The organism is Brevibacterium sp. ACRRH (genome assembly GCF_022346365.1).
GTDB lineage: Bacteria > Actinomycetota > Actinomycetes > Actinomycetales > Brevibacteriaceae > Brevibacterium > Brevibacterium paucivorans.
The window spans coordinates 103,185-116,062 of the sequence record NZ_JAKRMN010000006.1 but is presented as its reverse complement, the minus strand read 5'-3'; the positions used below and the strand labels follow the sequence as shown (position 1 = coordinate 116,062).

11 protein-coding genes and 1 tRNA gene are annotated in these 12,878 nt (G+C 58.3%); 4 read left to right on the top strand and 8 right to left on the bottom strand.

Annotated features, from left to right (window positions below):
* Window positions 1–31: 31 nt before the first annotated feature.
* From ettA to fabG, 6 genes are all read right to left on the bottom strand, one after another.
* The gene (ettA, locus tag MHX53_RS07810) at window positions 32–1,714 is read right to left on the bottom strand and encodes an energy-dependent translational throttle protein EttA (RefSeq protein ID WP_239271998.1); all 1,683 of its coding nucleotides are present in this window, start codon (window positions 1,712–1,714) and stop codon (window positions 32–34) included.
* A gap of 40 nt (window positions 1,715–1,754) precedes the next feature.
* On the bottom strand, window positions 1,755–2,489 hold the full coding sequence (locus MHX53_RS07805; RefSeq protein ID WP_239271996.1) for a hypothetical protein: 735 nt from the start codon (window positions 2,487–2,489) through the stop codon (window positions 1,755–1,757).
* Between the two features lie 57 nt (window positions 2,490–2,546).
* A complete protein-coding gene (locus MHX53_RS07800; RefSeq protein WP_239271994.1) occupies window positions 2,547–3,056 on the bottom strand; it encodes a single-stranded DNA-binding protein in 510 nt (169 codons plus the stop codon).
* A 142-nt stretch (window positions 3,057–3,198) separates the two neighbouring features.
* Window positions 3,199–4,773, bottom strand: coding sequence for a GTPase (locus MHX53_RS07795; RefSeq protein ID WP_239271992.1), 1,575 nt, complete (start codon window positions 4,771–4,773; stop codon window positions 3,199–3,201).
* Window positions 4,770–6,476, bottom strand: coding sequence for a GTPase domain-containing protein (locus tag MHX53_RS07790; protein ID WP_239271990.1), 1,707 nt, complete (start codon window positions 6,474–6,476; stop codon window positions 4,770–4,772). The genes MHX53_RS07795 and MHX53_RS07790 overlap by 4 nt, the downstream gene beginning before the upstream one ends.
* A gap of 149 nt (window positions 6,477–6,625) precedes the next feature.
* The gene (gene fabG, locus MHX53_RS07785; protein ID WP_239271988.1) at window positions 6,626–7,390 is read right to left on the bottom strand and encodes a 3-oxoacyl-ACP reductase FabG; all 765 of its coding nucleotides are present in this window, start codon (window positions 7,388–7,390) and stop codon (window positions 6,626–6,628) included.
* A gap of 105 nt (window positions 7,391–7,495) precedes the next feature.
* Here fabG and MHX53_RS07780 point away from each other — a divergent pair, with 105 nt between their 5' ends.
* The 3 genes from MHX53_RS07780 to MHX53_RS07770 all read left to right on the top strand — a co-directional run bounded on the left by MHX53_RS07780 (window position 7,496) and on the right by MHX53_RS07770 (window position 9,237).
* The gene (locus MHX53_RS07780) at window positions 7,496–7,666 is read left to right on the top strand and encodes a hypothetical protein (protein ID WP_180965254.1); all 171 of its coding nucleotides are present in this window, start codon (window positions 7,496–7,498) and stop codon (window positions 7,664–7,666) included.
* Between the two features lie 19 nt (window positions 7,667–7,685).
* A tRNA-Arg gene (locus MHX53_RS07775) sits at window positions 7,686–7,758 on the top strand.
* Between the two features lie 24 nt (window positions 7,759–7,782).
* Window positions 7,783–9,237, top strand: coding sequence for an RNB domain-containing ribonuclease (locus MHX53_RS07770; RefSeq protein ID WP_239271986.1), 1,455 nt, complete (start codon window positions 7,783–7,785; stop codon window positions 9,235–9,237).
* Between the two features lie 77 nt (window positions 9,238–9,314).
* On the opposite strand, the gene MHX53_RS07765 is transcribed toward MHX53_RS07770, so the two are convergent.
* A complete protein-coding gene (locus MHX53_RS07765) occupies window positions 9,315–9,626 on the bottom strand; it encodes a thiamine-binding protein (RefSeq protein ID WP_204514466.1) in 312 nt (103 codons plus the stop codon).
* Window positions 9,626–10,804, bottom strand: a complete 1,179-nt coding sequence (locus MHX53_RS07760; protein WP_239271984.1) for an acetyl-CoA C-acetyltransferase — start codon at window positions 10,802–10,804, stop codon at window positions 9,626–9,628. The genes MHX53_RS07765 and MHX53_RS07760 overlap by 1 nt, the downstream gene beginning before the upstream one ends.
* Before the next feature lie 189 nt (window positions 10,805–10,993).
* Between MHX53_RS07760 and MHX53_RS07755 the strand changes: the two genes are divergently transcribed.
* Entirely contained in the window at window positions 10,994–12,526 is a 1,533-nt protein-coding gene (locus tag MHX53_RS07755; protein ID WP_239271982.1) for a cell division protein, read from the top strand.
* Window positions 12,527–12,878: the final 352 nt, after the last annotated feature.

Here is a 12,878-nt window from a genome sequence, read left to right as displayed (position 1 = left end):
CCCTGCTAAAAGCAGGGCCACACGTTTGTGATTAGTCGCGAGTGAGGCGACGGTGCGTCACGCGGTGTGGGCGTGCGGCTTCTTCACCCAATCGGTCGACCTTGTTCTTTTCGTACGCTTCGAAGTTACCTTCGAACCAGTACCAGTTGGCTGGGTTCTCTTCTGTGCCTTCCCACGCGAGAATGTGGGTGGCTACACGGTCGAGGAACCAGCGGTCGTGGGAAACGACCACAGCACAACCGGGGAACTGAAGAAGAGCGTTTTCAAGTGAGCTCAAGGTTTCGACGTCGAGGTCGTTCGTGGGCTCGTCAAGAAGCAACAGGTTTCCACCCTGTTTGAGGGTGAGCGCCAGGTTCAGGCGGTTGCGTTCACCACCGGACAGAACACCGGCTTTCTTCTGCTGGTCTGGACCCTTGAAGCCGAATGCTGACACGTATGCACGCGACGGCATTTCGACCGCACCCACCTGGATGTAGTCCAGACCATCCGAGACAACTTCCCACAGGGTCTTTTCTGGGTCGATTCCGCCACGGGACTGGTCAACGTAGGAAATCTTTACAGTTTCACCGACCTTGAGGTTTCCGCCATCCAGTGGCTCAAGTCCCACGATGGTCTTAAACAGCGTGGTCTTACCGACACCGTTTGGACCAATCACACCGACGATTCCGTTGCGTGGCAGTGAGAAAGACAACCCATCGATGAGGGTTCGGTCGTCGAATCCCTTGTGAAGGTCTTCAGCTTCGATAACGACGTTACCCAAGCGTGGTCCTGGTGGAATCTGGATTTCTTCGAAGTCGAGCTTGCGCATCTTCTCGGCTTCGGCCGCCATTTCTTCATACCGAGCCAAACGCGCTTTGGACTTAGTTTGGCGAGCCTTAGCGTTCGAACGCACCCATTCGAGTTCTTCTGACAGACGCTTCTGGAGCTTCGCGTCCTTTTTACCCTGCACCTGGAGGCGCTCTTTCTTCTTCTCCAAGTACGTCGAGTAGTTACCTTCGTACGGGTACAGGTGACCGCGGTCAACTTCAGCGATCCATTCGGCCACGTGGTCAAGGAAGTACCTATCGTGGGTGATGGCAATTACGGCGCCTGGGTAGGTGCTCAAGTGCTGCTCAAGCCACAGGACCGATTCTGCGTCGAGGTGGTTAGTAGGCTCGTCGAGGAGCAACAAGTCAGGCTTTTCCAGGAGCAATTTACACAGAGCGACACGACGACGTTCACCACCGGAGAGCACACGAACATCAGCATCTCCCGGAGGGCAACGCAAAGCGTCCATCGCCTGGTCGAGCTGCGAGTCCAAGTCCCACGCGTCGGCCGCGTCGATTTCTTCTTGCAGCTTGCCCATCTCTTCCATCAGAGCGTCGAAGTCGGCGTCCGGATTCGACATCTCGTCAGAGATTTCGTTGTAGCGGTCTAGCTTCTGCTTGATGCTTCCGACGCCCTCTTCGACGTTCTCACGAACCGTCTTTTCCTCATTGAGCGGCGGTTCCTGCAGGAGAATGCCCACCGTGTACCCGGGGCTTAAGCGAGCTTCACCGTTCGAAGGCTGGTCCAGGCCCGCCATGATCTTCAGAATTGTCGATTTACCCGCACCGTTGGGGCCGACCATACCGATCTTTGCCCCTGGGTAGAACGACATTGATACGTCGTCGAGAATAACCTTGTCACCGTGCGCTTTACGCGCCTTATGCATGGTGTAAATGAACTCTGCCATAGTGCTTCAAGGCTACCGCGGGAACTTCGCGAAAAGCTAGTTACCCAATCGAGTTTGCCGATCCACTGTCAGAGCCTTCGCCTGTCCCAGATTCGCTTCTATCGTTCGACTCTGAGTCAGACTGTTTTTTCTTCTTCTTTTTCTTTGGCTTAGGAGTCTCTTGCTCTTCTGATGTGTCCTGACCTGAGTCTTCGGACGCGTTGTCGTTTGAGCCCTCTGACGATTCACCGTCTTTGCGTTCGTGCATGTCGTCACCGGGCAGGTGGCCTACTCCGTTGTCTTTATCTGCGTCGGCCCGTTCTTCGCCCTTAGGTGGTTCTACCCCTTCGGGGCGGTCTACATTTCCGTAGAGACACGACTTGTTCGACTCGTTGGGCTCCACGAGGCTTCCCGAGACCGAGCCTTGCCGCACTTCACCAATGACGCACCCTTCTTTGACCTTAATGCCAAACATTTTCGAAGGAACGTCGTGGTCTAGTGGCGACCGGTCAATAGTAGCTTCGAGGTCCTCGGGCTTATAACCCGTTTCGAGCATGTGCTCAAAAAACTGTTTACTGGTCGGAACCCCGTCGATCTCGGTCAGTGGCTGAACGTCCTTAAGGACCTTTGTGACAACCGCTTCTTTTTCCTTGGTTTGCTTTTTGGGTGGCCCCGGAGTGGACTCTTTCATGAACAAGCCACATCCGGACAGTGCGGTCACGGTCACCACGCCCACGCACGCGGCCACAAAGCGCTGTCGCACGCGGAAACCTGAAGAAGCTGATTCCTGTTTCACAACACATAAGAATAGCCGGTCGCCGATGCTTCTTCAGGTTTCCACCGTGCGTGGCTTTTAGAAAGGAGGGTCGTTGTTCTCTGAGTTGTTCGCAGGCGCTTCACCCACTGATCCACCTTCATCGGCTCCGGCACCCACAAGTGCCGGTTCCTTTCGCGTGATTTCTTCCCACCCGGAAGTCTCCTCCTCAGTGTCGCTTTGAACGACCTTCTTGGGGCGCAAGGACCGCGCTCCGTGGAACTGAAGGTTGTGTCCAACAGCATCAGCAAGGATCTGCATGGTTGACCCTTGTTGTCCGTCTTCGGTGGTCCATGTTCGTTCCCGTAGCCGTCCAATCACAATGACCGAGTCGCCACAGTTCACACTGGCGCGCACATTTGACGCAAGCGCGCTGTAACACATCACTTCATACCAGTTGGTATCGACGTTCTTGTATTCGCGACTCTCACGGTCATACCTGTCATAGTTCACTGCGACGCGAAAACTTGTCCATGGATTGTTTTCCTGGGTTGTTCCGCTTCGGATTTCCGATCCGATTGTTCCCACAAAATAGTTGAGTTGCTTCATTGCTGTCCTTTCGTAGGTGAATCACCACCGTGACTGAGAAAGGAAGCGCAATAAAGAGCTATAGCGAAGTCTGTGGAAAACGAGTTACTATCCACAGCGCTCAAGCAACGCTGTCGCCAACTGTTTCCACAGTGTTCCGACATTAAGTAAGTGCGTCGTAAACCTCTTTGTGCTCACGCAAAACTGAGCTAATCGGTTCCAGATACGAGCCTTCGGCAGCCTTACGAACTGCGGAAATAAGGTCAGCACGAACCTTATCCGCTTGGGCACGGGCACCCTTGCGACGTGCCCCTGCCGCTGAACTCGAGGTAATAGCTGAGCCGATGACCCCCACAAGCAACAACCCACCAGGAATTATCCACATCAGAATGCCACCTGGATCAAGCGACATCGCCAGCAAAACAGCGTTCACAATCAGCCACGCGAGCCCCACAACGGTGAGAACGAAGAACAGCGTCTGGAAGAACTTGGCAACCTTCCACCATCCTGGGCTCACCACTTCGATGCCTACGCTTGTCACAGCCTCGTCCAAGGTGTGCGTGAGTTCAGAGGTACTCTGCTTTTCTGCCCGACCAATCGCCTGTCGCCACGAATGAGGCAAGCTGGACGTCGCCTCAGCAACCACCTCGTGAGCGGCAAGGTTCACGCGCGCATTTTGCGTGCGGGTGGTCTCAGGGCGGGCTGCACGAATCAGGTCGTCGCGGTCCCCACCGTGCTTAGCTCCAAGCGGGTCAGCCTTGTCGCGCTGAGCCCAGGCAAGCAACGGGTAGCCCGTGGCCCGGTATGCACGACGCATGTAATCGTCATGAACCGTCTGCGCGACCGCCTCAACACCGGCAGCATCGGTCATTGCATCCAACAGACGTTCCGTACCGGCCAGATCATTAGGGCTTTCGACCGGCGTGCCCAATTGCTTTTGAATGCGGTCAGCCATGTGTCGCATGTCGGTGTAGAGACGCTGCACGCTCGCCTGGTTAGATTTGATAACTTTCACCAGTTCTTGGCGCAGTTCAGGAACACCCTGACGTGTCACCGCCGACACGAGCTTGACTTCTGCGTTCTCTATTCCGTCTGCTTCGAGAAGGCTTTCCAGGTGCTCACCCGTTGCCTTCTGCTGTTCAGGATTCAAGCGGTCAACCTGGTTGAGCACCACAAGCATATTGTTTGCGTACTTCGCGAGCTTCCGCAGATAGCGTGAGTGGATCGAGAAGTCCGCGTACTTTTGCGGGTCAACGACCCACACAACCATGTCCACCATGCCCACCAGGCGGTCGGCTTCGTGACGGTGGCTCGCCGCTGTCGAGTCGTGGTCGGGAAGATCAAGAAGAATGAGCCCTCGCAACGGCTCTTCGTCTTTCCCGTCGAGCGCACTTTCGCGCCACGTGCGGTTGTCGATCGGAACGCCGAGCCAGGTGAGAAACTCTTCGCCACCGTCACCCCACACGCATGCGGTGGGTTTTGACGTGGTGGGACGGCGCACGCCCACCTGCGCAATTTCTAGCCCTGACACCGCGTTGAACAGCGAGGACTTCCCGGATCCAGTTGAACCTGCAAACGCAACAACAGTACGGTCCAGCCCGAGGTCTAAGCGGGCTTCCGTTTTATTCAGCAGTTCCAGCGCATCGGTGATCGTCTGTGTATCGATTCTCCCGGATTCGAGTTCGAGTGCGCGTTTAATCCCATCACGAAGTCGGCTGATTTCTTCTGCGGCTTTCACAGCATTCCTTTCAGTCGCTCGTTGATGGTGCGGAGTTCGGCCGCCTGCTCTGGGTTGACTGCGACGTCGTCGAGCGCGGAGTCGAATGGTTTCCTAAAACTCGTGAGCAGTTCGCCGGTCGCTTCCAAGAGCATCTGGCGGGCTTGGGACGCGAGGTCGCGTGTCACTTGGTCACCGAAAATGGTGTCCAGAAGTTTGCCTGTGACGACTGCTGTTCCGCCTGCGATACCAGCTTCGGCTCCAGTAAGTCCTCCGGTTCCTGCGAACACTGCCAACATGAGCACCGCGCCCACCCCGTTGACCCCAAAGGACAGGATGCGTGCGCGTGCTCGCTTCGACTGCCCTACTTCGCGCACCAGGTCGTTGACCTTGTCGGACCAGTCGGAGATCGTCCGCCTGATCGTGGTGTCCATATCGGCAGGCAGTTTCCCTAGTTGAGGGTCGTTCTCCAGGAGTGTTTTGCCCGAGGTCGTCTCGTGCCACGCGTCGGTCACGCCTCCCAGCGCGGCGACTGCCTGCTCTCGGACGAGTAGCGCGGCTGAGGATTCGATGGCTTGTCCCAATGGCTCTGCAGTGTCGCGTTTTCCTGTGACGGCTGCGGTGATGCGGTCACGGATTCGCGCAACGGTCGGTTCGAGGCCTCGGAAAAGTTGGCCGGTCCCTACAAAGTCTTGCCAGCGGGCCAGAACTTCACCGCGGAGCACATGCCCCGACACCAAAGCCTCCCCCAAACGCTGGCGGGCGTGCGCAAACTCAGTGTCAACGACCTCGGCGAGCCGTTCATGCGAGTCCACCTGCGCCTGGGCGTGCTCAGCGAGAGCATCCACCTTCCCGGGCACTGCAGCCAGGGCGCCGTGGAGGGTGCGCTGGACGACCGCGTTGCGTGCGCGAGGGTTGGACGACAAGTTCGAGATCCAAGAGCGCAGCGGGAAGATCGCGGATTGCGGGAGGCGACCGTCTTCCAGGGTGAGTTCGGGGACGGTGAAGATCGGGGCAGTCCCCAGGCGCGCTTCTTTGAGAAGGGACGACAGGTGGTGGCGGACTTCGCGGTTGGCATTCGGTGGCACGCGGTCGAGCACCATGGCCACAGCGGTTCCGTTGTCGACGGACTGTTTGAGCAGTTCCCATGGAACGGCGTCAGCGTAACGGGCAGCTGTTGTCACGAATACCCACAGGTCGGCGGCTGCCAGGAGCTGGCGAGCAAGCTGCCGGTTCGAGTCCATGACCGAGTCAATGTCCGGCGAGTCCAGCACGGCCACTCCTGGGGGAATCGACGGATGGTCGACGATCCGCACTTGAGGCGCTTGCGTGTCGGTTGCTTCTTGGCTGACACGTTCCAAGCTGGGCAGGATTCGCTTGGATGTGAAGTGTTTACGGTCGGCCGGGTTGCACACCAGGACGGGCCACCGCGTGGTTGGGCGCAGCACGCTTGCGCTTGACACGTCCTCACCAATGATCGAGTTGATGAGCGTGGATTTTCCGGCCCCTGTGGAGCCTCCGAACACAATGAGCAGCGGCGCTTCCGTGTCGGCCACGCGTGGCATGAGGTAATCAGTGAGCTGGTTGTTCAGCTGGGTTTGCAGGGCTTTACCCGGCGTGGTGGTTTCGACAGTCAACGGGAACTGGACGTTGCCCACGCGCGTGACAAGTTCACCCAGCGTCTGGTGAATGGCTGGGTTAAGTGTGCGGTTACTGTCAGTCACGGTTCCACTTTGTCGATTTTCGGCAGGCTTAGCCACTCACCACGCCGGTGTTCCTGAGAAAACGCCGAGGTCGGCCCACCTATGTGGACCGACCTCGGGTATGTGCGTGACAGGTTCGTCTGTGACTGCGGTCGTTATGAGTTAAGTCGTTACGAGTTGATGCCTTCCAGGGCTTCGGGTGTTTCTGGCAAGATCTGGCCGCCGTCGACCACGATGTCTTGACCGGTGATGTAACGTGCGCCGTCGGATCCCAGGAACGCTACAGCTTCGCCAATATCGGTTGGGTCACCCAAGAATCCCAGTGGTACTGAGCGGGCCATCTGATCCAGGTAGGTCTGGCCCAGTTCCTTTAGACCGGGTGTGAGTACGTTACCTGGGAGAACAGCGTTGACCGTGATCTTGTGTGGTGCCAGTTCAATCGCTGCGGAGCGCACGAATCCCATTTGCGCGGCTTTTGTGGCACCGTAGTGCGACCATCCAGGGAATCCCGTGTAGTTACCGGTGATGGAGCTAGTGACAACGACGCGCCCGCGACCTGATTCGGTGAGTGCTGGGATGGCAGCCTGCACGATGTGTACGGTTCCTTTGACGTTGATGTCGAAGATCGTGTCGATGTCTTCATCCGTCATGTCAGTAATGGGGGCCTGTGGGTAGACTCCCGCATTGGATGCCAGAAGTGAGAGTCCGCCGAACGTTTCTACGACCTCGGCGACCACGGAAGAACACGCTTCCCGGTCGCGTACGTCCAACACGTATGTGTCAAAACCAGCTTCGCGAGCCTGTGCGCATTCTTCCTCTGTCACACCGGTAACGGCAACCTGAGCACCGTGCGCTTTCAAGGTTTGTGCGATACCAAAACCAATTCCTAGAGTTCCGCCTGTCACCAGTGCGGTCCGACCTTCGAGCAGTGCCATGATCCCTCCACATGCGGGCGTGTAACGGTGTCACTCACCACCATATGTTGAAAGGGTCACATCGAGACCCAAACCGGTTAGGATATTTCTGGCGAAAGGACAGGTGTGACACCCAAACAGTCTGCAATCGAAGAAGCGCGTGAGATTCTCAAAGCCGCACGTAAAACCAGCGACCCAGAAGAGCACCGCAATCTGATTCGCGAGGCCAGGGTTTTGACCATGATGGAGCAAGCACACCAGTTAACCCGGATAGCAAATAAGCTCGAGGAGCAGTAGACTCTGCTCCGAACAATCTGCCCCCATAGCTCAATGGATAGAGCAACGGCCTTCTAATCCGTAGGTTGCAGGTTCGAATCCTGCTGGGGGCGCTTGCGCTTTTATATGCTGGAGGCATGTTTCAGCGTCGCTTCCGCATCCAACGCTCGGCCGCTCAACGCCTTCAATCCGCGTATGACGAACTCGCATCCGATCTCCCCCACGATTTCCCCGCACCGGTTCTCGAAGAAACACGGTCAGCAATCGAAGACCTCGCAGACCCCTTTTCGACCGGACGCGACGGCCTGGACACTCCCAAGCAGGACTACACGCACATCCCGTTCGTCACTATTGACCCACCCGGGGCTCGCGATCTTGACCAAGCGATGCACCTGTCCCAGGACTCCGCGGAGACCGGAACGTTCACAGTCATGTACGCAATCGCCGATGTTGGTCGGTTCATCGAACCTGGTGGCCAACTCGATCAGGAGACGCGCACACGTGGTCAAACCATTTACCTTCCAGACCGCAAAATCCCCCTGCACCCAAAGGAACTGAGCGAAGACGCGGCCTCGCTACTTCCGGAACAGACCCGGAGCGCCTATGTCTTCACGGCGCATGTCGCCGACGACGGGAAGCTCACCGACTACACGCTGGAACGCGCAGTGGTGCGTTCACGGACACAACTCGACTACGCCACCGTCCAGCACCAGTGGGAACAGGGACAGGACCTGCACCCGTCCATCGCGCTTCTCCCTCGGGTTGGTGAAGCGCTTCTCGCTGACGCTCGTGCCCGTGGCGCAATCGACTTGGCGATCCCAGATCAAGAGGTCACCGACACCTTCACCCTGCAATACCGACCTCGGGGAGGCATTGAGGACTTCAACGCACAGATCAGCCTGCTCGCCGGGCGCATTGCGGCTGAACTCCAGATCAAAGCCGGGGCAGGCGTCCTCCGCACGCTTAACTACCCAGACGAAGAAACAGTCGAAAAGTTCCACGCAATCGTGCGCACCTTGGGCTTCGAGCCCCGCGACACGTACCAAGAGACCCTGCGGTCCATCGACCACCTCGGGGACGACCCACGCGCGCTCGCAGTCCACTACGCATCCCCCATGCTGTTCCGAGGCGCCGGATACACCCTGGTGGGCACGGACCCGGACCCAGTTCAGGCGGCAGTGGGCGCGCCGTATGCGCACGCCACCGCTCCGCTGCGCCGGTTGGTTGACCGTTTTGTTCTGCCCATCGCCGAGGCGGCCGCCCACAACGCTCCCACCCCCAGTGACGATGGGCTAGAGGACATCATCTCGATCATGAAATCAACCGGAAGCGTTGCGTCCCGGATCGACAAAGAGGCGATTGAGACAACAGAAGCTGTTCTGTTGTCTGACCGCGTGGGAGACGAGTTCACCGGCGTTGTTGTGGGTCATAAGAAACGCGACGACTCGCCTGTTCTCAACGTCCACGTCCCTGATCCTGCAGTGGTCGTCGATGTGAAAGGCGAGGCTCCCGTTGGCCAAGAGGTGCGTATCCGGTTGGAATCGGTTCAGGACAACACGCCGGTCTTCACGATTGCAGATCACGACCTATAAAGACGCATAAAACAGCCACGCAGATAAGACACGTGGAAGGTCTTTGCTGCGTGGCTGCTTGTAAACTCGGGATAGTTTTACGACTCGTCGATCGCCTTCTCCAGGCGCTCCAACTTACCGTCGAGCTCCCCAGTACGGCCGTCTCGAATATCGGCTTTCAGCACCAACGAAACACGCGGACCGAACCGGGCCACCGCCTCGGTCGCTTCTTTCACAACCGCAAACACCTCATCCCATTCACCTTCGATCGTGGTGAACATGGCGTCCGTGCGGTGCGGGAGCCCAGAAGCCCGCACAACCTTCACGGCCTCGGCAACCGCGTCGTGTACTCCCCCGTCGCCGTCCGGGTCAGGACCCCCGGACGGCGCAACAGAAAACGCAACGAGCATTACTCGCCGACCTTCACGATCAGCGCGTCACCCTGACCGCCACCGCCGCACAGAGCAGCGACACCCAGGCCACCACCTCGGCGCTGGAGCTCCAAAGCCAAGGTCAACACAATGCGCGCACCTGAAGCCCCAATTGGGTGACCCAGGGACACGGCACCACCGTTAACGTTGACCTTTGAGTCATCAATTCCCAGGTCCTTCATGCTGGCCAAGGAAACAGCAGCGAATGCCTCGTTAATTTCGTACAGGTCAAAGGAGTCAGCCGCCACGCCTTCGCGCTCAGCTGCCGCCTTGATGGCCTGCGAAGGCTGGTGCTGCAGAGTCGAGTCGGGGCCGGCAGTCCATGCGTGGGAACGGATTTCAGCCAGAATCGGAAGCCCAGCTTCAACGGCCTTGTCCTTGTTCATGACGACAACGGCTGCCGCGCCGTCAGAAATCTGCGAAGCATTTCCAGCAGTGATAGCGCCTTCCTTGCGGAATGCCGGACGCAGCTTCGACAGGGACTCAGCAGTTGAGTCGCCACGCACACCTTCATCCGCGTCAACAACCGTGTCGCCCTTGCGGCTGCTGATGGTGATGGGCGCGATTTCCTCGGCGAGCTTGTCCTTTGCCGCAGCTGCACGCTGGTGCGACTGTGCTGCGAAAGCGTCCTGTTCTTCACGGCTGAATTCGGTGTCGCCTTCATTCGCCGATTCGGTCAGTCCACCCATCGCCTGGTCGGTGAAAGCGTCCCACAGACCGTCGTAGTCCATGTGGTCGCGCACGGTCACGTTGCCGTACTTGTAGCCGGCACGGGACTTCTCAAGCATGTGCGGAGCGTTAGTCATCGACTCCTGCCCACCGGCAACCACCACGTCGTACTCACCGGAACGCACCAGCATGGCCGCGTGCGTAATGGTGTTGATACCCGACAAGCACAGCTTGTTCAGCGTCACTGCAGGCACGGTCATAGGGATTCCAGCCTTCACCGCTGCCTGACGTGCGGCACCCTGGCCAACGCCTGCCTGAAGGACCTGCCCCATCAGAACGTATTCGACTTTCTCAGGTGCAACGCCGGCACGCTCAAGAGCGGCTTTGATCGCGTGACCTCCCAAGTCCACTGAGCTCAAGGATGCGAGCGATCCAGACATCTTGCCTAGTGGCGTACGGGCACCTGCAACGATTACGGCTTCAGCCATTTTTCCTCCTGTTACCAACGTGGTCTTCATCACAAGGTTAGACCAGGTGGCGGGCTCCCCGCACACCGGGCCCGAGGTGGTACTTCCCGAGGTGGTTGACGCACCGCGTTCGACTGTCAGCTGGCTTCCAGCAGAGAAGCATTAGAGTAGGAGGGAGCACCATTGACCAGATTCAAAGGAGATTGAGACGTGACGCCTCCTGAAGAGTTCCGCACAGCCATGCGTGGCTTTGAAAAGAGCGAAGTTGAAGCGCGCATTCGCCAGCTGAAGAGCGAAATTGACTCTCTGCGTAAGGCACTGCAAGACGCCCGCAGCCAAGTCATTACAGCGGACCGAGCGAAACTGCAGATTGCGGGCGAACTCTCCGAGGTGAAGGAACAGCTCAAGAAAGCCACCGACGATCAGTCGCAGGCGCAGACTGCACCTGGCAGCCGGATCGACCACCTCTTGAAAATCGCGGAATCACAGGCGCGCGAAACCTTGGCACAGGCAACCGCTGACGCCGAAACAATCCGGAACAAGGCACGCGCCGACGCGGCAAGCCAGCGCGCACGTATGCACACGGAATCCAATGACACCCTGTCTAACGCTCGCTCTGAAGCCGACTCAATCATGCAGGCGGCGGAACTCCGCGCAAGCGAAACCGTGGAGGCGGCCGAGAAGCGCGCGCAGGAGCTCACGCAGACTGCACAGCGCGAAGCCGACACTATTCAGGGTGACGCACAGGCCGCGGCGAACGATCAGCGCGAGTCGCTCAAGCACGAGATTTCGACCGGACGCGCCGACGCACAAAAAGAAGCGGCCAGCACGCTGGACGCCGCAAAGAAGGAAGCCCACAAGCTGGTAGCCGACGCACGCCAGTCAGCCGAGAAGCTCCTCAGCGAAGCGCGCACAGAAGCGCAAACGGTTCGCGCTGAAGCGCAGAAGCTCAAGGACGAGGCCAAGAAGTCGTCGGACGACTTGAAACTTGAGCTCGCTAACCAGCGTCAGAAGCACGAACAAGACCAGAAGGCCCTGTTTGAAAAGACCCAGGCCGACAGCAAGAAGACGCTCGAAGAAGCGCAAGCACGCGCCAAGAAAGCCGACACGGAAGCCCGCGAGGCGGCAGAACGTGCTGAGGCCACTCGGAAAGAGGCAATTGAAAAGGCCGACAAGATCATCGCTGACGGCCGTCAGCGTGCCCAGTCGCTCATCTCTGAGGCTCGGCAGACCGCTGAAGCGACAATCGAAGAGTCGGCTGCAGAAGCCAAGCGCAACGTGTCAGCTGCACAGTCCCAGGTGGACCTGCTCACCAAGCAACGTCGCACCATTACGGCACAGCTCCAGCAGTTGCAGTCCATGTTCGCAGCACCTGGTCTTTTCGACGGACTTGACCTGACCGACGACAAGTCGGACAAAGTGAAAGCCGCCGCAGCTCCTACCGAAAAGATCGGTTCGGAGGAAGAACTTGAGGAACTTCGCAAGAGCGTAGCTACCAAGAAACCTGAGGACACCTCGGCGAACACCGCGGAGGCTGGCAAGCAGGCAGACAAACCAGGCGACAAGCAGGACAGCAAGTCCGCCGACAAACCTGAAGGCGAACAGGGCGACAAACCAAACGTCAAACTGGGTAGCAGCTCCGCCGACAAGCAGGCAACCAAGCCGGGGAACACCTCGGGCACGGAAAAACCTGGCGGAAATACCCCGTCGAACGCCCCAAACTCACCCGACTCCACGAAGTAGGTTCACGGGAACAACTGCACAGGTTCAGCGAAGCATCGCCGTCGCAACTAGTGGCGGCGATGTCGCGTATTGAAGCAGGACGTGTGCCAATGCCTCCGCGTTTCGACTCCCACACCAATGCCAAATTCGTCATCGGTTCGCCACGCAACCGTGTGAGCAAGAGACGCAGGCAGATCCTGCGAACACCCCGGGCACACATAGGTCTTCCCGGACGAATTTCCTTGCGTGTGCTGCACAATCCACGTGCCATCCGGACCTGTCTGAGTAGTGCGCACAGTGCTGGCAGCAGACAGCTCCCGAAAGGGCCGTTGCCACTTGTTACTGCGTCGAGAAGAGTTACTACGTGGCATGG